This is a genomic window from Niallia sp. RD1 (assembly GCF_024219955.1).
Taxonomy (GTDB): Bacteria; Bacillota; Bacilli; order Bacillales; family Cytobacillaceae; genus Niallia; species Niallia alba.
This window is the reverse complement of record NZ_CP100420.1, coordinates 815,898-839,365: the sequence shown is the minus strand read 5'-3', so window position 1 is coordinate 839,365 and position 23,468 is coordinate 815,898. Positions and strand designations below refer to the sequence as shown.

General features: G+C 38.0%; 20 protein-coding genes. 14 read left to right on the top strand and 6 right to left on the bottom strand.

The genetic code is table 11. From position 1 onward, the window contains the following. Positions 1–14 precede the first annotated feature (14 nt). The 5 genes from NKG37_RS03940 (at position 15) to galU (ending at position 6,479) form a co-directional block, all read left to right on the top strand. On the top strand, positions 15–527 hold the full coding sequence (locus NKG37_RS03940) for a GNAT family N-acetyltransferase (protein ID WP_016203357.1): 513 nt from the start codon (positions 15–17) through the stop codon (positions 525–527). 231 nt (positions 528–758) lie between these two features. Further along, positions 759–2,783 carry a Na+/H+ antiporter gene (locus NKG37_RS03935; RefSeq protein WP_254415843.1) on the top strand — a complete coding sequence of 675 codons (2,025 nt, stop codon included), beginning with the start codon at positions 759–761 and terminating at the stop codon, positions 2,781–2,783. Positions 2,784–2,930: 147 nt separating this feature from the next. Further along, positions 2,931–4,619: an ATP-binding protein gene (locus NKG37_RS03930; protein ID WP_254415842.1), complete on the top strand. Its 1,689-nt coding sequence runs from the start codon at positions 2,931–2,933 to the stop codon at positions 4,617–4,619. A gap of 57 nt (positions 4,620–4,676) precedes the next feature. After that, the gene (locus NKG37_RS03925; RefSeq protein WP_254415841.1) at positions 4,677–5,231 is read left to right on the top strand and encodes a YdhK family protein; all 555 of its coding nucleotides are present in this window, start codon (positions 4,677–4,679) and stop codon (positions 5,229–5,231) included. A gap of 351 nt (positions 5,232–5,582) precedes the next feature. Beyond that, positions 5,583–6,479 (top strand): UTP--glucose-1-phosphate uridylyltransferase GalU, encoded by an 897-nt coding sequence (gene galU, locus NKG37_RS03920; RefSeq protein ID WP_016203353.1) that lies wholly within the window; start codon positions 5,583–5,585, stop codon positions 6,477–6,479. Positions 6,480–6,601: 122 nt separating this feature from the next. On the opposite strand, the gene NKG37_RS03915 is transcribed toward galU, so the two are convergent. Then, entirely contained in the window at positions 6,602–7,513 is a 912-nt protein-coding gene (locus NKG37_RS03915; RefSeq protein WP_016203352.1) for an ArsR/SmtB family transcription factor, read from the bottom strand. A 12-nt stretch (positions 7,514–7,525) separates the two neighbouring features. Next, positions 7,526–8,161, bottom strand: a complete 636-nt coding sequence (locus tag NKG37_RS03910; protein WP_254415840.1) for a YesL family protein — start codon at positions 8,159–8,161, stop codon at positions 7,526–7,528. Positions 8,162–8,550: 389 nt separating this feature from the next. Between NKG37_RS03910 and NKG37_RS03905 the strand changes: the two genes are divergently transcribed. The 4 genes from NKG37_RS03905 to NKG37_RS03890 all read left to right on the top strand — a co-directional run bounded on the left by NKG37_RS03905 (position 8,551) and on the right by NKG37_RS03890 (position 13,265). Further along, a complete protein-coding gene (locus NKG37_RS03905) occupies positions 8,551–9,852 on the top strand; it encodes an ABC transporter substrate-binding protein (protein ID WP_254415839.1) in 1,302 nt (433 codons plus the stop codon). Between the two features lie 66 nt (positions 9,853–9,918). Next, positions 9,919–10,848 (top strand): carbohydrate ABC transporter permease, encoded by a 930-nt coding sequence (locus tag NKG37_RS03900; protein ID WP_016203349.1) that lies wholly within the window; start codon positions 9,919–9,921, stop codon positions 10,846–10,848. Then, complete coding sequence (locus NKG37_RS03895; protein WP_254415838.1) at positions 10,849–11,694, top strand: carbohydrate ABC transporter permease; 846 nt, start codon at positions 10,849–10,851, stop codon at positions 11,692–11,694. It abuts the gene before it with no gap. Between the two features lie 59 nt (positions 11,695–11,753). Next, positions 11,754–13,265 (top strand): arabinosylfuranosidase ArfA, encoded by a 1,512-nt coding sequence (locus tag NKG37_RS03890; RefSeq protein ID WP_254415837.1) that lies wholly within the window; start codon positions 11,754–11,756, stop codon positions 13,263–13,265. 414 nt (positions 13,266–13,679) lie between these two features. Here NKG37_RS03890 and NKG37_RS03885 read toward each other — a convergent pair whose 3' ends face one another. From NKG37_RS03885 to selD, 3 genes are read right to left on the bottom strand one after another with little or no spacing between them, the layout of a single operon-like run. Next, positions 13,680–13,823: a hypothetical protein gene (locus NKG37_RS03885; protein ID WP_254415836.1), complete on the bottom strand. Its 144-nt coding sequence runs from the start codon at positions 13,821–13,823 to the stop codon at positions 13,680–13,682. Then, positions 13,804–14,871, bottom strand: a complete 1,068-nt coding sequence (gene mnmH, locus NKG37_RS03880) for a tRNA 2-selenouridine(34) synthase MnmH (RefSeq protein WP_254415835.1) — start codon at positions 14,869–14,871, stop codon at positions 13,804–13,806. The genes NKG37_RS03885 and mnmH overlap by 20 nt, the downstream gene beginning before the upstream one ends. 16 nt (positions 14,872–14,887) lie before the next feature. After that, positions 14,888–15,937, bottom strand: a complete 1,050-nt coding sequence (selD, locus tag NKG37_RS03875; RefSeq protein ID WP_254415834.1) for a selenide, water dikinase SelD — start codon at positions 15,935–15,937, stop codon at positions 14,888–14,890. 197 nt (positions 15,938–16,134) lie between these two features. On the opposite strand from selD, the gene NKG37_RS03870 reads away from it, so the two are divergent. Next, positions 16,135–17,187, top strand: coding sequence for a permease (locus NKG37_RS03870; protein WP_254415833.1), 1,053 nt, complete (start codon positions 16,135–16,137; stop codon positions 17,185–17,187). Positions 17,188–17,206: 19 nt separating this feature from the next. Here the strand turns inward: NKG37_RS03870 and NKG37_RS03865 are convergent, their stop codons facing one another. Further along, a complete protein-coding gene (locus NKG37_RS03865; RefSeq protein WP_254415832.1) occupies positions 17,207–18,334 on the bottom strand; it encodes a GntR family transcriptional regulator in 1,128 nt (375 codons plus the stop codon). A 172-nt stretch (positions 18,335–18,506) separates the two neighbouring features. Here NKG37_RS03865 and NKG37_RS03860 point away from each other — a divergent pair, with 172 nt between their 5' ends. The 4 genes from NKG37_RS03860 to NKG37_RS03845 all read left to right on the top strand — a co-directional run bounded on the left by NKG37_RS03860 (position 18,507) and on the right by NKG37_RS03845 (position 23,415). Continuing rightward, positions 18,507–18,692: a hypothetical protein gene (locus tag NKG37_RS03860; protein WP_254415831.1), complete on the top strand. Its 186-nt coding sequence runs from the start codon at positions 18,507–18,509 to the stop codon at positions 18,690–18,692. A gap of 130 nt (positions 18,693–18,822) precedes the next feature. Continuing rightward, positions 18,823–19,782 (top strand): acetylxylan esterase, encoded by a 960-nt coding sequence (locus tag NKG37_RS03855; RefSeq protein ID WP_224427333.1) that lies wholly within the window; start codon positions 18,823–18,825, stop codon positions 19,780–19,782. Beyond that, positions 19,775–22,009 (top strand): alpha-galactosidase, encoded by a 2,235-nt coding sequence (locus tag NKG37_RS03850; protein ID WP_254415830.1) that lies wholly within the window; start codon positions 19,775–19,777, stop codon positions 22,007–22,009. Before NKG37_RS03855 ends, NKG37_RS03850 begins: the two co-directional genes overlap by 8 nt. Positions 22,010–22,020: 11 nt before the next feature. After that, positions 22,021–23,415, top strand: a complete 1,395-nt coding sequence (locus NKG37_RS03845; protein ID WP_302183232.1) for a glycoside hydrolase family 1 protein — start codon at positions 22,021–22,023, stop codon at positions 23,413–23,415. Positions 23,416–23,468 lie beyond the last annotated feature (53 nt).

Genomic DNA, 23,468 nt, shown 5'->3' with positions numbered 1-23,468 from the left:
AAGGGGATAAAGCGATGATCCGAGAGATGAAGGAAACAGATTTAGGAGAGGTTTTAGAAATATATAATGATGCAATCTTACATACGACTGCCGTATATGATTATCATGCACACTCTTTGGAAGACAGAAAAGCATGGTATGATCAGAAAGTGGAGAGCGGGTATCCTCTCTTTGTTTTTGAAGAGGATGGAAAAGTATTTGGATTTGCTACATATGGTCCTTTTCGGGCATGGCCAGCTTATAAGTATTCGATTGAGCATTCGGTGTATGTCCATAAAGAAGCAAGAAAGAAAGGAATTGGTACTCAATTATTAAAAGTACTAATTGAACGCGCAGAAGAAGAGGGCTATGCGACCCTTATTGCTGGAATCGATAGCACAAATAAAGGAAGTATTTTCATTCATGAGAAACTAGGATTTACGTATTCGGGCACGATTAAAAAAGCAGGCTATAAATTTGAGAAATGGTTAGATTTAGCTTTTTATCAGCTAGAATTAGCAGGTCCTAAGTCTCCAGTAGAAGGGTAATGTAAAGCAACAGTAGGTTCGCTAATAACGGAGAATCCGCAGTCAATATCGGTAGTGGACGTCATCAGTTGAAACGGATAAAAAAGATATATTGTTTGAACAAACTGAGAGATTCCAATTAGGGAATCTCTTTTTAAGCGGAATAAGTCTATTTACAAAACAATGCCCAAACAACATAATCTACATAAAAATGAGAGAAACTAGAGAAAGAATTTTCAAGGAGACAACAAGATGGAGTTATTAATTACAATCATTTTATTACTGCTTTGCTTACTGATTTCTAATATTGTTAGCCATTATCTTCCGTCCATTCCAACTGCGCTAACGCAAATTGCGTTTGGAGTGTTGATGGCCTTATTATATTCTGAGTTTGAGCTCGAATTGGAGGCGGAGTGGTTTTTGCTCTTATTCGTTGCTCCATTGCTTTACAACGATGGTAGGCATTTTCCAAGAGAAGAGCTGTGGAAAATGCGAGCTTCTATTTTAGGAAATGCCATTATATTAGTATTGCTGACGACAATAGTCGGCGGCTACTTTATTCATTGGCTCATTCCAAGTATTCCGTTAGCGGCAGCGTTTGCTTTAGCAGCGATTCTGTCCCCGACAGATCCAGTTGCAGTAAATGGAATTGCCAAGCGAATTCATATACCGGCAAGAGTGCTCAACCTTGTAAGAGGGGAATCGCTTATTAATGATGCTTCTGGGTTAGTCGCATTTAATTATGCGGTTGCTGCTGTTGTAACTGGATATTTCTCGATTACAGAGGCACTTACTGATTTTACTTATACGTTCTTTATAGGGGCAGTTGCAGGTCTTGTTTTAGGCCTTCTTATTATCATGATTCGTTTTATATTGCGGAAACAAGGGATACAGGATGTCACCTTTCACTCCTTATTACAAGTGTTGACGCCGTTCTTAATCTTTATCGTGGCAGAGGAAGTGCTTCATGCCTCTGGGGTTATTGCTGTTGTAGTTGGGGGAATTATTCATTCATTAGTAAGTGAAAGAACAGAGACGATGCTTGCTGAGGAACAGGTTCTGACGGAAAATATTTGGTCTATCGTTATTTTTATTCTCAACGGGATTGTATTTTTACTATTAGGCTTAAATATTCCATCTTCTATTGTAGATACGGTCGAAGATCCTTCTTTGAGTAACTGGTTAATTATTGGATATGTTATTTTAATTGGTGTCGTGATTCTTAGTATTCGCTTTTTCTGGTCCTATTTATTTTCTATCTATGAATTTAAAACAGATAAGACGAAGGAAATCGAAAAGCCAAGTATTAAGCATACCTTGCTTGTCAGTTTGACAGGAGTTCGCGGAGCCGTAACAATGGCAGGGGTGCTATCAATTCCATTTGTCATCCATACTGGACAAGGATTTCCGGAACGCTCCTTAATCCTCTTTCTAGCAGCAGGTGTGATCCTGTTCACCTTACTTGCAGCAACGATATTCTTGCCATACCTTAGTAAAAATAGTGGAGCAGCGGAAATAGATGATGAGGATCTGTTAATTAGAGCGAAGAAAAAGATTATGTTCTCTACGATTGATAAGCTCTATTTAGAAATGAATGAAGAAAATAGTGCGGCGGCTTATGAACTAATTGATGAATATAAACGACGCATTCGGCAGTTAAATCAAGTGAAAAGAACAGAAGAAGAAGAAACCAATTTCAATGCAATGGTTGAAATAAGATTGCGTGCACTGAAGGAAGAGCGAAACTATGTGCATCAATTATTAAAGGAGGATAAAATCACAGAAGAAGTGTTTGAGATCTTTGAAAAATCATTGGATTATCGAGAAGAAATACTTTCCACAAACGTGCAGGCAGGGACCAAATTTTTATTTGGAAAGGCAATGAGAGGATGGAAACGCTTTGCACGAAAGCAACGTGGCACCAAATTGGATCGAAGGGAACAAATGCGTATCAGCAAAGAAATTTTATTGGATTCGATGAAATCTGCCATTTCTTATTTAGAAAAATGGAAAGAATCTGCTGAGAAAAAACAACTAGTAGAGACCGTTATTCTAGAGTACCGACGCATGGTCGATCGTTGGGAAAAACCAACTGCATCATTTAATGAAAAGCTGCAGGAACAAATAGGAGAATTGCGTCTAGGTATTGTGGATCAACAGCGAGCGACGATTCAGAAAATGTATGAAAAAGGGGAAATGAATCGAGAACAGGCAAAAGAGCTTCGTCGATTTGTTAATTATATTGAAAGTGCAACATTGTATGAATACGAAGAATAAGAAAAGGAAGGACAGTCCCTCACTGTATTAAAGCAGTGAAGGACTGTCCTTTAATTTTAAGAAAAACAAAAAATCATCCAAATAGTCGGAAATTTACATGCTATAATAAAAGGATATTAAACTTATAAAGAAAGTAGGGGGTTTTTAATGGCTGTATATACTCCTCAGACAAGATACCATCCAGAGATTGCTCTTACAAATCTCTCCGATTTGACTTGCGGCGCACATATCATGTACATAACAAGCAATGAAGAAAAATACATAACCAATGCAGCGTCCTTCATAAAAACCGGTCTGCTTTTAGAGCAAATAGTTGTTTTAGTAGATCAGAAGAAAATATGGCCACTAATAATCAAGAAGTTGGAAGAACATGGACTGTTTAATGAGCAAATCGATCGGATTCATTTTATTGATAGTGAAGAGGTCTATTATCGAAATGGGGAGCTTTATTTAGGTAGTATTTTAGAAGCAACCAATGGCTCCATTAATTCCGATTATTTTTTTAATAAAGATATAACGATTCGTTATTGGGGAAAAATACCCGTCCTCCTCAAGCAAGAGGAAATCATGGATAAATTGCTTCAATATGAGGATGAGGTAGATAAGTATATTAGAACTTATCAGAATTACACGGTATGTGCCTATAACGGGACGGAGTTATCTGCAAGTAATTATATTGATTTAGCAAAGCACCATCCATATGTGATGACCGATACAGAATTCACATTATCCAATGGGTATGAAAAGGAAATCTTGTCTCCTCCCCTCGTGAGAAATGGCAAATACGAAGAGACCATTGCCAATCTACAACTAGCACAAACCTACTATTCCCGTCTAGTAGAAGATATGCTAGATGCTGTCTTCATTACTTCCAACAATATTATTATGTATGCTAATAAAGCAGCTGTAAAACTACTTGATACAGAAGACCTTGTCGGAAAATCTGCTTATGAAATTATGGAACCAGACTTTTTAGAAAAGTTTTTAGAAAAGAAAGAGCTTATATGGCAGGAAGAAATAGTAACTCCATACGAAATGGAGCTAATTACACCTAATGGAAAGGTAGTCGAGGTGGAGCTGTTAGCTTATCCGTTCCTTTTTGAAGATTTAAGTTCCACAATCATTATTATAGCTCGAGACATAAGTGTCAGAAAAGAGAACCAACAGCTGCAGATCAAGAACGAAAAACTAGGAATAGCTGGGCAATTGGCCGCAAGTATTGCCCATGAAATTAGAAATCCCTTAACCGCTATTAAAGGATTTCTAAAACTTGCATACCAAGGAGCAATGAAATTAAAAGACATTTATCCAATCCTTGATATTGAAATCAATCGGATTGAAACAATTGCGAGCGAGTTAATGTTTCTAGGAAAACCAGCAAAGTCAGAAATTAAAGAAATAAACATCGGAAAAATTCTTCTAGATGTTTATACGTTGATGCAATCACAAGCAAATCTTGATAATGTCGTAATTAATTTAGATGCATATGATAATGATTTACATGCTTTATGTAATGTTGATCAGATGAAACAAGTTTTTATCAATTTGGTTAAAAATGCGATTGAAGCGATGGAAAACGGTGGAACCATCAATATGGAAGCAAAACTTGATGGGAAATGGATTGTTGTCACCATCAACGACAATGGTAAGGGAATTCCTGATGACATAAAGAATAAACTGGGAGAACCTTTTTACACGACGAAAGAAAAAGGAACAGGTTTAGGGTTAGTAATTTGCTATAACATTATTGCAGAGCATAAAGGCCAAATAGATTTCATTTCAGAAGATGGTGTTGGCACAACCTTTACTATTCGATTACCTTTAGCGAATAAATAGACCAATGTTTAAAATTTCCTCTTTAGTGAAAGAATTCATAATAGAGGAGGTAATAGAATGAAAAGTAGACATGTTTATATCGCTGCAATTTTTACCGTATTGTTATTGTTTTATGGCTGTTCCTCCGGTGAAAAAAATAGCGACAATCAAACGCAGTCAAACCAATCCGAACATGGGCACCAAGAAACTGGCTCACCAGATATTCCCGAAGGTTTAGAACCGGCAGCGAATCCAACATATAAAGAAGGTAGTCAGGTGGTTTTAAAAGCAGATCACATGGAAGGGATGGATCGTGCAGAAGCAACGGTGTTAAATGCATTTGATACGATTGCTTATCAGGTTACTTACACTCCAACAACAGGAGGAGAACCGATCAAGCATCATAAATGGGTTATCCAAGATGAAATAAAGGATGCTGGAAGTGAAATGCTTGAGAAGGGAACAGAGGTTACCCTAGAAGCAGATCATATGGAAGGAATGAAAGGCGCGAAGGCTATAATCGAATCTGCTGAGAACACAACTGTATATATGGTAGACTACCAGCCAACAACAGGTGGCGAAATGGTAACCAATCACAAATGGGTTACAGAGAAAGAAGTTTATCCCGAATAATGTAGAAAAAAAAGGGTTGTCATTACAGCTCTTTTTTTGTATGCTAAAATAACAAGTTTTCTGAATATTCAATTCTTAAAATGGTTAAAAGGACATTTGACAAAAAATTGTAAAAAGTGATAAGTTTATTAACAAATACATATAAAACTATTTTCAAAAATGCTAGAAAATGGTATGATAGTTGTGCGTTATTAAGAACATTTTAATACTTGTTTTGTTTTATATATATATTATATAGAACAAATTTTTAAGCATTGCTAATAATTTACAAAGAAGAAATTCGTATTTAAAACCCTTTTTAGCAAAAAAATGGTATAATCATAAAGTTAATTGTCTAAAGGAGGAAATAAGTTGAAAAAAGTAAGAAAAGCGATCATACCAGCCGCTGGTCTAGGAACTAGATTTTTGCCAGCAACGAAAGCAATGCCGAAAGAAATGTTACCAATTGTCGATAAGCCTACTATTCAATATATCGTAGAAGAAGCAATTGCTTCTGGTATTGAAGATATTATTATCGTTACTGGTAAGGGAAAGAGAGCGATTGAAGATCACTTCGATTACGCACATGAATTAGAACAGAATCTGCGTGATAAAGAGAAATTTGAATTACTTGAAAAAGTTCAATATTCCTCAAATCTTGCAGATATTCATTATATTAGACAAAAAGAGCCAAAAGGTTTAGGACATGCTGTTTGGTGTGCGAAAAGCTTTATTGGTGATGAGCCATTTGCTGTTCTACTTGGCGACGATATCGTACAAAGCGATACACCATGCCTGAAACAATTAATTGACCAATATGAAGAAACGCATGCTTCTGTTATTGGTGTTCAAACTGTACCAGATAATGAAACACACCGTTACGGAATTGTAGATCCAGGTGAAAGCGAAGGAAGAAGATACCAGGTAAATAATTTTATTGAAAAACCAGCTCCTGGAACAGCACCTTCTAATCTAGCAATCATGGGTCGCTACGTGTTAACACCAGAAATCTTCATGTACTTGGAAAATCAACAAACAGGTGCAGGCGGAGAAATCCAATTAACAGATGCTATCCAACAATTAAACCAAATTCAACGCGTTTTCGCTTACGATTTTGAAGGTGACCGCTATGATGTTGGTGAAACGTTAGGATTCGTTAAAACAACATTAGAATTCGCATTACAACGCGATGAAATGCGAGAAGAAATTATGGAATATATGAAGACAGTACTTGATAAAGCTGATTTAGATAAAATCAAAGTATTGTAATAAAAAACACCTTTTGAATGTAGAGTTATCTGCATTTGAGAGGTGTTTTTTTTAACGTACTTTTCAACTGGTAGGTTAATTTCATTCTAGGAGTCTCGTACTAGGGCTCACTAATCTTCTAATCAGCTCACAATCTCATACATAATTCGCGCAATGATGTCTTGATTGTAATTGCCGAAGTTTTTTCCGTATAGGGTAAGTCCGCCGATGTTTCCTTGATCGGCTACTGCTAAGCGGAATTTAATGTCTGATTTTTGATCTAATATAATATCGGAAATGGTGACATTGGAGATGCGGCAGCCATCGATAAAGGTGCCGTGTTCATTGATGCGCAATAATTTTAGTAAGCCATATTGGTTTAAATGGGGTGGCCACCATGCAGGAGTACAGACTCCTTTTTCTCCCCCAAAGTCTCCAGGCGAAGTCCATTTCCCTAGCTCCTTATTATTTAAGGAAAAAACGATGTCAGAAGGCCAATTGTTATTATAATAAGGTGCCTCTGAGCCTATTTCAAAAATGAATTGGATTTCCTTAAAGTCTTGATTTTTTTTTAAGTAATTGGGGATGCGGTATTCTAAGAAGCCTTTCGTTAACCATACGATGCCTGCTTTTATATGTTCTGGATCTGCGAAATAGCGAGGATCATCAAATTCTCCAATAATGCTGTCCTTTGTAGCAAGTCCACATGTTGCTTCCGCCAAATAATCGCAATAATGCCCCACCTTTATTTCATATTCATAATAATTTTCACTTTTATTGTTTTGCAGCTCAACTGTAAGTAGATTCTCATTTAAATAGCAAATTTTTTGAATACCATGTTTGCCAACAGCCGTTGATACATCGATTATTCCGCTCTCTTCTAGTTTTTTAATGTGCATGGTTACAGCCCCATTGGACAAGTTTAATTTTTGAGCAATCTCATTTAAATTAAGACTTCCATTTTTCGTTAGTAATGAAAGGATTTCAACCCGTATTTCAGAGCTTAATGCCTTGAAAATAGGAATACCAGAACGTAAATCTTTAATATGTATCATGACATCACATCCTTAAGTTTGTTGTTGAATAGCTCTTTTCCTTTCGTATTGTGTAAAGGCCGAGTTGGCAACCCACATCATGTAAAGAGCTGGGATACATCCGCCAAAGAGAAGAACAAATCCAGGAAATGTAATGAATAAATAGCTAATGGTTCCAAGACCGATGATATGCTTCACAAAAGAGATAGGTGCAATGAAGCCAATAAGAAAGGCATTTTTAATCAGCTGGAACCCTTTAGTATCATAATGAACGTACATTGGAAAAAAAGAAAGGATAGTAGATAGGTATAACCCACAAATAAGAAGGAGCGGGACATACAAATAATGTAGAACGATAATAGTAGTTTGTTGAATCATTAGTAAATGAGCATATAGGACAAGCCCGATAAAAAGCAGAAGAGCTCCTAAAAGGTTGCTCGGGATAAATTCCTTTTTATACGCACTCCAAAAGGTTGAAAAAATAGAGATATCGCGATCCCCCAACACCCACTTCCGACAAACAGTAAACAGCGCAACCGTAGCGGGGAAAAACCCAAATACAATCAATCCCACTAGCATAAAGATCCCCCATAATAGGTTCACATAGCATATTTTTACTATCCAATTGGAAAGGGAGTAGATTTTATTAATAAGAGGATTAGTAAACATTGTAAATGACCTCCTTTATATTTTGAAGTTTGCTAGATTTAAAAGGATTAACCTCTTTTTAAATCATATGTTTTAGGTTTTGTTAAAAAGAAGGAAAAAGATAAATTCGTTCTTTTGACTTAGAAGAACAGATATTTCTTTTAAATAATGAAAAGGGTCAAGCTTATGGAACTAGGAATAGACGTTGGATGAAGAAGAATATGAAAATATTACATAAATTCTATGCCAATTGAACGAAAAATGAAAACGTATTCATTAAACTTTAATTTAGTTAATACTATGTAAACATGTAAATCAATTTAAACAAATCTAAAATAAAGAACAGCTTTTAGCCATGGCTTAAATCCTAATAAGGGTTAGCATAAAAACAAACTAAGAGGGGATAAAAAATGAAAAAGAGTATGTTTGCTTTTCTTGTCATGCTGCTTGTATTCTCCGTATTTTTAGCTGGCTGTAATAAGGATAGTTCTAACTCAGGCTACTCCAATGAGGGAAAGGGGACAAAAGTAGAATTATGGACCTTTAATGAATTGCATGGACAGTATTATGAAAAAATGGCGGAAATGTGGAATGAAGAAAATCCAGACGATCAAATCAGCATTAAGGTAAATACGTATCCATATGAAGACTTGCATAATAAATTACTTGTCGCCTTGCAATCAGGAAAAGGGGCTCCAGATATTTCCGATATAGAAATTAGTAAATTTGGTAACTTTTTAAAAGGAACACCTCAGATTTTACCATTGGATGATGTGGTCGATCCAGAAAGAGAAAATGTCGTGCAATCTAGACTAGATATTTATTCGAAGGATGGAGTCACCTATGGAATAGACTTTCATGTTGGGGCAGCTGTTATTTATTATAACAAAGAAATAATGGATAAAGCCGGTGTAAATCCAGATGATATCGTCACATGGGAAGATTTTAAAGAAGCAGGAAAATTGGTTGTGGAGAAAACAGGTATACCAATGACAACACTTGATGTGGAGGATCAATGGTCCTTTTGGCCACAGGTTGCTCAACTAGAGGGAAATGATGATTTATTAGACCATAATGGCAACGTCAATCTAACTGATTCGCGCATTGTCGACGTATTAAAATACCAGCAAGAATTAGTAAAAGAAGGTATTGCTATTCCAGCACCCGGTAATGATCACCATGCTGAAGAGTATTATGGTTTCATGAATAATGGGGGTGCTGCTTCTGTTTGGATGCCAATGTGGTATATGGGAAGATTCACAGATTATATGCCAGATTTGAAAGGGAAAATAATCATTAGACCAATGCCATCATGGAAAGAAGGCTCTCCAAGATCAGCCGGAATGGGTGGAACAGGGACAGTAGTAACCAATCAATCAGAACATCCTGAGTTTGCGAAAAAATTCCTCGCCTATGCAAAGCTATCAAAAGAAGGGAATATCAAGATTTGGCAGTTATTAGGATTTGATCCTATTCGCACAGACGTTTGGGAATTACCAGAGTTGAAGGAATCCAACCAGTTTACGGAATATTTTGGTCCGAATATTTTTGATACATTACTTGAGGTAGAAGATGAAATCGAAGGAGTAAATATCGGTGAAAAAACACCAGACGTTTCAAATGCGGTTAAAACAACAATACTCTTTCAAACACTGATTGATAGGAAGGATCCACAGCAAGTTCTAGAAGAGGCCCAGAAGGAATTAGAATAAATTTTACAAATGAGGGGGTGTTTGATTGTTGAATACTCCCTATAAAAAAAGATAGGAGGAGGGTACATGGATAAGGGAAGTATAGGAAAGCAGCTTGGGAAAAAGAGACGTACTAATCTATTATATTCACAAAAAGCAGCTCCATATTTTTTTGTTCTACCTTTTATTATTTCTTTTGCTATCTTTTTTGCCTACCCGGTAGTATCTACTTTTATTATGAGTTTCCAAGAAGTATTGCCAGGCCAAACTACTTTCATCGGTATAGAAAACTATGCAGGGTTATGGAATTCTACCTTTCTAACAGCAATAAAAAATAGCGCGATATATACGTTATTGACTCTTTGTATTCTTATCCCATTGCCATTGATATTGGCAGTACTACTAAACTCAAAATTAATGTTTGCGAAAAATTTTTTCCGATCCGTCACATTTATACCAGCGCTAACCTCTGTCGTAGTAGCTGGAATTATCTTTCGTCTCATTTTTGGAGGCCAAGATGGAGCACTATTAAACTCCATTCTTTCTACTTTTGGATTAGAGCCAAGAGCTTGGCTTAATTATGCTGGAACAAGTATGTTTGTGCTTGTTGTGCTTGCTACATGGAAGTGGATGGGGATCAATATTCTTTATTTCTTAGCAGGTCTGCAAAATATTCCAAAAGAACTTTACGAATCAGCAGAAGTAGATGGAGCATCTACTTGGAAGAAATTCACACATATTACCCTACCTCTATTAAAGCCAATATCTATTTATGTTTTTACGATTAGTATTTATGGTGGACTTTCCATGTTTGCAGAAAGCTATATGTTATATGGAAGCAATCGCTCCCCCAATAATATTGGTTTAACAATCGTTGGCTATCTTTATCAGAAGGGAATTGAACAAAATAGCTTAGGATTTGGCTCCGCTGTGGGCATTACATTATTGGTGATCACTTTTATCATTACCTTTATTCAATTAAAGTTCTTTGGGATGTTCAGAAAGGAGGAACAGTAGATGAATCCTGCAAGAAAAGGCAAGAAGTTAACATCGATATTACTCTTTCTGTTGTTCCTTGTCATTAGCGTTTTTGCCTTATTTCCTTTGTTTGCTATTGTTCTTGGCTCATTAAAACCATCCACAGAGATATTAAGATTTGGACTGAATTTGAAGTTGCAGCCAGAGCTTTTGTCTTTAAACAACTACTCCTTTTTATTTACTGGGGATACGGACTATTTTATTTGGTATAAAAATAGTATTGTGATTACGATTATATCAACTTTATCCTGCTTATTACTCACAAGTATGGTTGGTTATGGGCTAGCAGTATATAACTTTAAAGGAAAGAACGTCATTTTTGGTTTAGTCTTAATCGTTATGATGATTCCAGTGGAAATCATCATGCTCCCTTTATATAAGTTAACAATGAGTCTAGGATTAATGGATACATTGCTTGGGGCATTTCTTCCTTTTGTGGTTGCTCCTATTCCTATATTCTTTTTCAGGCAATATGCAAGTGGTTTACCTAAAGACTTACTTGATGCTTCCCGTGTAGATGGCTGTACGGAAATTGGCATCTATTTTCGTGTCATGATGCCATTGATGGCGCCACCTTTTTCTTCAATGGCTATCTTGCAGGCTTTAGGAAGCTGGAATAATTTCTTATGGCCACTTATTGTTTTACGATCTAGCGAAAATTTAACACTTCCTATCGGTTTATCCACGCTGCTAACACCGTATGGAAATAATTATGATGTATTGATTGCAGGTTCGGTAATGGCGATTTTTCCAGTACTAATTCTTTATATCTTCTTCCAGCGCTACTTTATTGAAGGAATGACAGCTGGCGGAGTGAAAGGATAAAAGTCTACTTCTATAAATGTTTTTCCGTAAGGCGGAATATAAATTTTTCAGCAGAAGGGATGATTCCATTGAGTCAAAAGGCAAAAATGATTATTGAAAAGGATTTTAAAGTAGCAGAAATAGATAAGAGAATCTATGGTTCCTTTATTGAACATCTTGGGCGTGCTGTATATGGAGGCGTTTATGAACCAGGACATCCATCGGCAGATGAACAAGGTTTTAGAAAAGATGTCATTGGCCTAATTAAAGAGCTAAAAGTGCCAATCATTCGTTATCCAGGTGGAAACTTTGTTTCTGGTTATAATTGGGAAGATGGTATTGGACCTATTGCAGAACGTCCAAAGCGTTTAGAGCTTGCATGGAGAACGACAGAAACAAATGAAATTGGCACAAATGAATTTATGGATTTTACTAAAAAGGTGGATGCTGAAGTCAATATGGCGGTCAATTTAGGAACAAGAGGGATCGATGCAGCTAGAAATCTAGTAGAATATTGTAATCATCCAGGTGGCTCCTACTACAGTGACTTACGAATTAGCCATGGTTACAAAGAACCGCATAAAATAAAAACCTGGTGCCTTGGGAATGAAATGGATGGTCCTTGGCAAATTGGCCATAAAACGGCAGCAGAATATGGGCGAATTGCCCAAGAAGCAGCGAAAGTGATGAAATGGGTGGATCCATCGATCGAACTTGTTGCTTGTGGAAGCTCCAATCGCAGTATGCCAACATTCGCAGAATGGGAGGCGACAGTATTAGATTATACGTATGATCATGTAGATTTTATATCACTCCACCAATACTATGGAAATTATGATAATGATATCGGAAATTATTTAGCCCTTTCGCTGGAAATGGATGATTTCATTCGCTCTGTCACCAGTATAGCGGATTATATCAAGGCAAAAAAACGTAGCAAGAAATCTATTTATTTATCTTTTGATGAGTGGAATGTATGGTATCACTCCAAAGAGGCAGATAAAAGAATAGAACCATGGACTGTTGCGCCACCTCAATTAGAAGATATCTATAATTTTGAAGATGCCCTTTTAGTAGGCTGTATGTTAATTACAATGTTAAAGCATGCAGACCGGTTGAAAATTGCCTGTCTTGCTCAATTGGTAAATGTAATTGCGCCTATCATGACAGAAGCAAATGGTCCTGCTTGGAAACAAACTATTTTTTATCCATATATGCATACTTCTATTTATGGAAGAGGAGTTGCATTGAATCCGATTATTTCCAGTCCAAAATATGACAGCAAGGATTTCACAGATATCCCGTTCCTAGAATCTACGGCAGTCTATAATGAAGAAACAGAAGAGTTAACGATTTTTGCAGTTAATAGAGATCAGGAAGAGGGTTTACAGCTAGAATGTGATATTCGTAACTTTGATGGATATAAAGTGGTCGAGCATATAGTCCTGGAAAATCCAGATTTAAAAAGAACAAATTCCGTTCAAGCTCAACCGGTTGCCCCGCATTCTAATGGAGATGCGAGTGTGGAAAATGGAAAAGTGTCCGCTTTATTACCGAAGTTATCTTGGAATGTGATTCGGTTGGGGAAGTAATGGGGGGAGGAGGAGTTTGGCTGATATCGTGATGGGTTTGGCTGAAAAAGCGAAAGTTTGGCTGATATCGTGATGGGTTTGGCTGAAAAAACGAAAGATTGGCTGATATCGTGATGAGTTTGGCTGAAAAAGCGAAAGATTGGCTGATATCGTGATGGGATTGGCTGAAAAAGCGAAAGATTGGCTGATATCGTGATGGGATTGGCTGAAAAAGCGAAAGATTGGCTGATATCGTGATGGGATTGGCTGAAAAAGCGAAAGATTGGCTGATATCGTGATGGGATTGGCTGAAAAAGCGAAAGATTGGCTGATAAGAGTTGAAATTTGGCTGAAAAAACGATAGATTGGCTGATATGAGCTGAAGTTTAGCTGAAAAAATAAAACTTTGGCTGATATACAACATTTTCGTTCCAATCAGAGTGACTCTGGCTCGGCTAAAATAGAATTTTCATCATTCCCACCACCACCAAACATCAAAAAGGCTGTAATGCTTGTTCGAATAACAAACACTACAGCCTTTTTCTTAAGTGAAATACTACTAGAGCTCCTTTGCTTCATTCTTCAGCGCAGTTCGACTCTTCTTTTGCCAAAATTCCTTCACTTTGACCATTGCATCCTCTGTATTTTTTACATATAAATCGATGGTTTGTTCATCTTTGTATTGCATCGCTGTTCGCTCATAGAGTGGATCGTAATAGTAGGTTAACAGCAATTCAACTGCTTCAGCATAATTTCCAGTTTGTAAAGCCTCTTCTGTTTTAGCAGCAGCTGGTGTGTGGATGCGCCGCTTAATTAGGTGAAAGGCTTCGACACATTCATCATGATGGTCCCAAGGAGAATAGTCTGCTAATATATGCTGAACACGTTCTTCGATTGGCATATGGATGAACAGCTGATGGCCAGACTCCTTTTTTTTCAAAAGTATGTCAGGAAGCAATACTTTACCAATCCGTTTGCTTTCACCCTCCATTAAAAAATAGGGAGAAGAGGGCAGCTTTTCCATTTCACTGACAAGCAAGGAGTCAAATGTCTTCTGATTATGCGGCTTCAGCCCAATTTGTCCGAAAATGGAACCACGGTGATTAGCCATTCCTTCTAAATCGAGAACAGGAAGCCCTTCTTGTTTTAATTGTTGCAATATAACGGTTTTATTGGAACCAGTATAGCCGTTTAAAACAATTGCTTCTTGAGCCAATTCGATTGTTTCCAATTGGTGAATGACCCATTGACGATACGTACGGAATCCTCCTTGCAAACGGTAGCTATGAACCCCCATTAGATCAATAACTGTTGCTGCGGTTTTACTGCGCATGCCGCCTCGCCAGCAGAATACCACTACATCCCTCGATAATTCTTGAAATGATTTAATGAAAGCAGGCAATTTTGCAGATACAATTTCCAAGCCACGTGCCTTTGCGGCTTCTACGCTGACCTGTTTATAAAGAGTCCCAACTTCTGCTCTCTCTTCATCTGTAAAGAGCGGAATATTAATGCTGCCGGGAATGGTGTGCTCGTTAAATTCAGAGGGAGAACGAACATCCACTAAAGAAAATTCCTTTTTCTCCCGTAATTCAAGTAATCGTTCTATTGTTATATCTTGAAACAAGGTAGTTCCGCCTTTCTTACCCAACAAAAATATGGCCAGGGCTCTCTACTGTGACTTCACCGATGATGGCAGCTTCTACGCCCGCATCTATTAACTCTTGCAATAAAGAATCTGCTTGCTTGCCCTCAACAGAAATGAGTAAGCCACCAGAAGTTACAGCATCGCATAAAATCAACTGATCAAGTTCGTCTAATTCAGAAGAGAACGTTACACTGCCCTCTAAATGGGCAAAATTATTCTTCGTACCGCCAGGAATGACGCCTTGCTCCGCCAATTCTTTTACACGAGGAAGAACAGGAACTTGTTTGCGATCAATATGGATAGTGGTATTGCTTCCTTTTGCCATCTCAGAAGCATGTCCAAGCAAACCAAATCCCGTCACATCTGTACAAGCATGGACTTCATATGCTTCCATCACTTCAGCTGCTTTTTTGTTCAGTGTAGCCATAACTTTTGTCACACGATCAATTTCCTCGGCAGTTAAAAGGCCTCTTTTAATCGAAGTCGTTAAAATACCGACACCAATAGGCTTGGTTAAAATTAGTTTATCAGTAGGCTTAGCTCCTGCATTTGTACGTACCTTATCTGGATGAATGGTACCAGTAACAGCAAGACCAAATTTAGGTTCTTTATCATCGATAGAATGCCCCCCAACAAGAGTAGCACCAGCTTCTTTTACTTTATCGCCAGCTCCACGCATAATATCTGCTAGAATTTCTTTTTCTAAAACAGAAATAGGGAAAGCGACAATGTTTAAGGCAGTCAACGGTTTGCCACCCATTGCATAAATATCACTTAAAGCATTTGCAGCAGCAATTTGTCCGAACGAGTAGGGATCATCCACAATTGGAGTAAAGAAATCTACAGTTTGAACGATCGCTAATTCATCTGTTAGCTTGTAAACACCAGCATCATCGCTCGTATCTAAGCCGACGAGAAGATTCGGATTTTTCTCTGCTGGCGGTAGTGTGCGAATTACTTCTGATAAATCAGCAGGACCGATTTTACAGCCGCAGCCTCCTTTTGAAGATAAAGATGTAAGTTTAACGGAATAAGACTGTGTCATATGACACCAACCTTCTTTCTAGTAAAATAAATATTTTTATTAAGATCCTTACCTATTATAAAGCAATGGGCAGTTCATTGCATGCTTAGTAGATTGGATGGGAAAAAAAGGAGACAGGAATCTTTTTAGAGTGCCTAAATATTAATATATGATATAATTTAATCGCAATTAATCTAATTACATCGAAGGTGAAAGAGATGAGTACGTTAACAGAGGAGCAATCAAGCAGAAAAAGAACGTTTTGGTTCGCTTTTCTATTTATTTTAATCGCGGTTATTGGTCTCACTTATGTGAAATGGTGGCCATATTACCATAAAGCCATACTTTCTTTTCAAACCCATTCTATAGGAGATTCAATCCTTCAAGATCAAATTTCCGCATCTTTTTCATGGAGTGCTGCAGTAGATTATACGATTGCTTACTTTCAATCCGTTTGGAAGGCAGCAATATTAGGTATTCTCCTTGGATCACTTGTTCAAGTACTTTTGCCGTCAGGATGGCTATTAAAGGTACTTGGAAAAACAAGTTTTGGCAGTACAGCAGCTGCTGGCCTTGCATCTATTCCAGGAATGATGTGTTCTTGCTGTGCCGCTCCAGTTGCTGTGGGACTTCGCAAAAAAAATGCTTCAGTTGGCGCAAGTTTAGCCTTTTGGATTGGGAATCCGACTATTAATCCAGCAACCTTAATTTTTATGACCTTTGTCCTTTCGTGGAAATTTACGATATTACGTCTTGTGATTGGACTAGTTTTAACCTTTGGAGTGAGCTTTCTAGCGAATCGCTTTGTAAAAGATACGAAGCCTGTATCTATTGATCAATTAATAAAAGATACAGAAGTAGATAAGCGCCCATTTTTAAAAAGATGGCTAACATCTCTAGGAACCATGGTTCTTTATGTTGTTCCAGCATATGTTCTGTCCGTTTTAATTCTAGGAGCAGCTCGCTTTTGGCTATTCCCGCAATTAAGTGACAGCATGTCTAATAGTTTGATTGCCATTCTGATTTTTGCCATCGCTGGAATGCTTTTTGTCATTCCTACAGCAGCAGAAATCCCGATTATTCAAACATTAATGGCAATGGGGCTTGGAGCAGGACCAGCGGCAGCCTTGCTGATAACTTTACCAAGCATTAGCTTGCCATCACTATTAATCGTAGCGAAATCTTTCCCAAGAAAAGTGCTTGTATTTGTAAGTATTTCAGTCGTTGTTTTAGGGATTATCAGTGGATTAATAGGAAAAGTAGTTTTATAGGATGACAGATCCGCGTGTGTTAGGACACGGCGGATCTGTTCTTTTTTACGACGTCCGTTGACGAACGTATCACTAGTTCTGGTTCATAAATAATAGGAGGTTCGTTTGATAGATTAAGTTCTTTTCCTTCTACTGCCGCAATAATCCATTTAGCAGCATCAATCCCCATACGGCTTTTCGGATGGGCAATGGTTGTTAATAGTATCTTTGTTGATCCAGCTGGTTTAACATCATCAAATCCGATGAGAGAGACATCCTCTGGTACGGACAACTGTAATTTTTCTAAAACTTTATGTACTGACATTGCGATAAAATCATTGTAACAAACAATCGCAGTTGGCATTGTGTTTTTATTTGTAAGCGTATTCAAAAGTTTTTCTGTAAAATCGTCATTTAATTGTTCGGTAGTAAAGGTTACGACATGCTCTGGACTAATTGGACGTTTTCCGCTTCGCATTGCCTGCAAAAAGCCTTGCATACGATGAACGCCTTGCAAATCATCAGACTTAAAGATTCCAAGAATTTGTTCATGACCAAGCTGAATCAGATGATCTGTTGCCATATATCCTCCTTTGACATCATCTATTTTTAAATGGAAGGGAGAAAGCTGAGAATAGAACTGATTAATCATTAAATACGGAATATTACGCTCTTCCAGTTCAAGATAACAGTCCATATTAGGATTAAATTGACTGCTTTTAGTAGGCTCCAAAATAAGGCCATCCATGTTCAAATCAAGCAAATTGCGGAGACATAGCCGTTCTTTCGCATGGTCATTTTCCGTACAGACTAATGTTAAAGAATAACCTCTATCCGTCAAATAGGTCTCCATTCCGCGAATAATCGATGGAAAAATATAATCGGAAAGATAAGTCATCATCACCCCTATATTTTTCCCATTTGTTTTGCTATCGCCTTTCTTACTAGCAAAAGGCTCGCCGCAAAAAGTGCCAACACCCTGCTCCCGATAAAGCCACCCCTCATGAACCAGCTCTCTCATCGCTAGACGAACCGTATGCCTACTCACATCAAATAATTTCGCCAGTTCATACTCTGAATAAAATCGCTCTCCTGGCTTCACTCTTCCATCCATCACCCAATCCTTTACCGCATCAACCACTATTAACTTCTTCGAATGTCGTCCCACTGTAAAGCCCCCCTTTAAAAGCAAATCTGTTACTTCTAACAAATGCAGATAATTCTGCAGATATACATTATTTATGCTTTTTTGTGAAAAGTTTCTTTATTTTGGGTCGAAAGAGTGAAGGAGTATTAGGTGGTGAACCGCAAGAAAAAGAGTGGGAGTCGCAAGAAAAAGAGTGGAGTTGCAAGTAAAAGGGTGGGAGTTGCAAGTAAAAGGGTGGGAGTTGCAAGTAAAAGGGTGGGAGTTGCAAGTAAAAGGGTGGGAGTCGCAAGTAAAAGGGGGAAGAGTCGCAAGTAAAGAAGCTGATATCGCAAATAAAAGCGTGGAATCGGCAAGTAATAGGGAGCAAAATCACCAATAAAATAGCCACACCAGCGAGTTAACGCTATCACCCAAAGTTTTGGTTTTACATTTTTAAAATAAATATAGACATTTACAATTTCAAGTATATACATTATAATGAAAGCGATAACAGTATGGAGGTGCCCTTCATGAAAAAAGAGCAGGTAATCAATGAATATCGAGAATATAAAGGCTCTGGTAGAAAGCCCGCGGATTATGATGTGTTTTGGGATAAGGCGTTGCAAGAGCTGGATGAACAAAGCTTGGATTACGAGTTAGAAAAAGTAGACATTCCTTCAAAAATAGCAGACTTTTACAATTTATATTTTACAGGTGTAAAAGGTGCTAAGATAAGATGCCAATACATCCGACCGAAGAAAATAGAAGGAAAAGTGCCTGGTATGCTGATGTTCCATGGTTACCATGGGGACAGCGGTGACTTTGGCGATAAGCTTTCTTGGGTAACAGAGGGATTCGCCGTTCTTGCGATGGATTGTCGCGGGCAAGGCGGAGAATCAGAAGATAATACAACCGCAAAAGGAACGACATTAAAAGGGTTAATTATTCGTGGTGTCGAAGAAGGACCAGAAAGCCTTTATTATCGAAGTGTATTTTTAGATACTGCTCATGCTGCAAGAATTTTAATGAGCATGGAGGAAGTCGATGAAGAGGCGATTTCTGTTCAAGGGGCATCGCAAGGCGGAGCTTTATCGTTAGCCTGTGCAGCACTTGAACCGAGAGTGATAAAAGTCGTCGCACAATATCCATTCCTTAGTGATTATCGAAAAGTGTTTGAGTTAGATATTAACGCTTCTGCTTATGAGGAATTGGCTTATTGGTTCCGATTCCGCGATCCAATGCATGACAGAGAAGAGGAATTTTTCGATACATTAGAATATATCGATTTACAGCATTTAGCGCCTAGAATTAAGGCGGAAGTAAAGTGGGCGATTGCTTTAGAAGACGGGGTTTGCCCGCCAGTGACACAATTTGCTGTCTACAATCAGATTTCATCACCAAAAGAGATGATATTCTTCCCAGAGTATGGGCATGAATATTTGCCGAAACTAGGAGATAGAGTCAGGGGGTTCTTGCTAGATCATGAGTAAAATGATTACGTTCAATAAAGAAACACTAGAATTTCATTTAACAAACGGATTTATTAGTTATTTATTTCGTGTCATAGAAAAAACATCTCAGCTAGAGCATCTCTATTTTGGCAAAGCAATTAGACATCGTGATAATTTTCAATACTTACTAGAAAGAGAGATTCGTCCCTCGAATAACCAAATAGAGGGGGATCATACCTCTTCCTTAGAACATATAAGACAAGAATATCCTTCTTATGGAACAACTGACTTTCGTACGCCAGCTCAGCAAATCCGCTATCCGGAAGGAGATCGAATTTCTGATTTTCGTTACGATCACCATAACATCCTAGAAGGGAAACCAGCATTAACTGGGCTACCTGCTACTTATGTAGAGGACAAGGACGAAGCGGAGACATTAGAAGTTGTATTAAAAGATACGTATTCTGATATAAGTATTCATTTATTTTATACCATTTTTGCAGGAAGAAAGGCGATTGCTCGCAGTGCGAAGTTTGTAAACAACGGAGAGCATGAATATGATTTGGAGTCGGCGATGAGTTTAAGCCTTGATTTTCCAGATAAGAACTTTGAACTTGTTCATTTGCATGGTGCCTGGGCAAGGGAAAATCATATGGAGAGAAAGCCAGTTATAACAGGTATTCAAGCTGTCTCTAGTGCGAGAGGGGCGAGCAGCCATCAACATAATCCTTTTATGGCATTGGTGCGACCAGATACAACAGAGCATACAGGCCAAGCTTATGGCTTCAGTTTAATTTATAGCGGCAACTTTTTAGCACAAGTAGAAGTAGATACGTATCAAGTTACAAGAGCAATGCTCGGAATCAATCCATTCGAATTCGCTTGGCGATTGAAACCAACTGAAGCATTTCAGACACCAGAAGCAGTTATTGTTTTTTCGGATGAAGGATTAAATGGGATGAGCCAGACCTTCCATGAACTTTATCGTACAAGACTTGCTCGAGGCGAATGGCGTGATAGGGAGCGTCCGATTCTCATTAACAACTGGGAAGCAACCTATTTTGACTTTAACGAGGAAAAAATCTTAGATATTGCCAAAAAAGCGGCAGAGCTTGGTGTCGAATTATTCGTTTTAGATGATGGCTGGTTTGGGGAAAGGCATGATGACACTTCCTCGCTAGGTGATTGGTTTGAAAACAAAGATAAATTGCCTAATGGCATCAAAGGCTTAGCAGAGAAAATTCATGCATTAGACCTAAAGTTTGGTTTATGGTTTGAGCCAGAAATGATCAGTAAAGGGACCAAGCTTTTTAATGAACATCCTGATTGGCTCATTCATGTTCCTGGAAAAAGAACATCCCATGGCAGAAACCAATTTGTCCTCGATTATTCTCGTCCTGAGGTTGTCGACGGAATTTTTGCCCAAATGGATGCACTTCTTTCGACCAGCAAAATTGACTATATCAAATGGGATATGAACCGCTATATTTCCGAAGTCTTCTCTATTGCATTGCCAAAGGATCAGCAAGGAGAAGTATTCCATCGCTATATTTTAGGCGTATATTCTTTATATGAGAGATTGCTAGATAAATATCCACATCTGTTAATTGAATCCTGTGCTGGTGGCGGGGCGCGATTTGACCCAGGAATGCTTTATTATGCGCCGCAAGCATGGGCTAGTGATGATACGGATGCGGTAGAGCGTTTGAAAATTCAATATGGTACGTCTTTGGTTTATCCGCTATCTAGTATTGGAAGCCATGTATCAGCAATTCCGAACCATCAAGTTGGCAGAATGACAAGTCTAGATACAAGAGCAAATGTTGCCTATTTCGGTACATTTGGTTATGAGCTAGACATTACGAAAATGCCTGAAAAAGAACATGCAAAAATGAAGGAGCATATTGCCTTCTTTAAAAAACATCGCAAATTGATTCAACAAGGAACATTTATCCGTCTGCAAAGTCCTTTTACCAATAACGAAACAGCTTGGATGGTTGTTTCCCAAGATAAAACAGAAGCAATTGTTGGCTACTATGAAGTTTTAGCGAAGCCCAATAGACCATATGAACGCTTGCAGCTAAAAGGTTTGGAAGCAGATAAATTATATACAGTAAATAGTGACTTAGAACGATATGGCGATGATTTAATGGAAATCGGGCTTATTTTTGCAGGAAACTATATCGATCGAGCTAGCGATTACTGGTCAAGAGAGCATATTACCGATTACAACAGCAAAATATTTTACTTAACGGAGAAACAATAAAGGAGACGAATATCATGAAAAAGTTCCCGGAAAATTTTTGGTGGGGTGCAGCAACATCTGGACCGCAAAGTGAAGGTCGTTTTAATAAACAACATGCAAATGTTTTTGACTACTGGTATGAAGTGGAGCCAGAATTATTCTATAACCACGTAGGACCAGATACAGCATCTAATTTTTACAATAGCTATGTAGAGGATATTGCTTTAATGAAAGATATCAACTTAAACTCTGTTCGTACTTCCATTCAATGGACACGGTTAATTGATGATTTCGAAACAGCAAGCTTAAACGAAGATGGGGTACGCTTTTATAACAATGTCATTGATGAATTTATTAAACAAGGAATTACACCGGTTATGAATTTACACCATTTTGATTTGCCAGTAGAGCTATATCATAAATATGGCGGTTGGGAATCCAAGCATGTCGTCGATCTTTTTGCAAAATTTGCTCGTCGCTGTTTCGAATTATTCGGCGATCGTGTCAAGCACTGGTTCACATTTAATGAGCCAATGGTAATTGTTGATGGACAATATTTGTACCAATTCCATTATCCAAAAGTAGTAGACGGGAAAAAGGCAGTGCAGGTGGCATACAATCTAAATCTTGCTTCTGCAAAAGCAATCAAAGAATTCCACGATTTGAAGATGAACGAAAAGGGTGCAAAAATAGGCACCATCTTAAACCTGACGCCTTCTTATCCAGCAAGCGATAAGCCAGAAGACGTGGAAGCAGGGCGAATTGCGGACCTATGGCGCAATGAAATGTTCCTTCATACAGCAGTTTACGGTGAATTCCCACCGGCATTAGTGGAACTTTTAACAAAAGACAAAGTAATTTGGGAATCAACGGAAGAAGAATTAGCTATTTTAAAAGAAAATACGATCGATACTCTTGGGGTAAACTTCTATCATCCATCACGCGTAAAAGCGCCGGATGTAGCACCAAATAGTGTTGGAGACTGGATGCCAGATCGTTATTATGATAATTACGCAATGCCAGGTCGCCGCATGAACTTAGATAAAGGTTGGGAAATCTTCCCTGAGGCACTTTATGATATTGCCATCAACATTCGCGATAACTATAAAAATATCGAATGGTTCGTGTCGGAAAACGGCATGGGTGTTTCTCGAGAAGATCGCTTCTTAAATGAAGAAGGCGTGATCGAGGATGATTACCGAATCGAATTTATCCAAGAGCATTTGGAATGGGTTCATAAAGGAATTGAAGAAGGCTCTAATTGTTACGGTTACCATTTATGGACGCCAATTGATTGCTGGAGCTGGATGAATGCCTACCGTAACCGTTATGGATTTATCTCAAACAATATTCATACACAAGTGAAAACAATCAAGAAGTCTGGGCATTGGATCAAAGAAGTAAGTACCAATAATGCGATTGAATAAATAGTAAGAAGATCATCGCTTACCTTTTGCGATGGTCTTTTCTTAAAGTACAA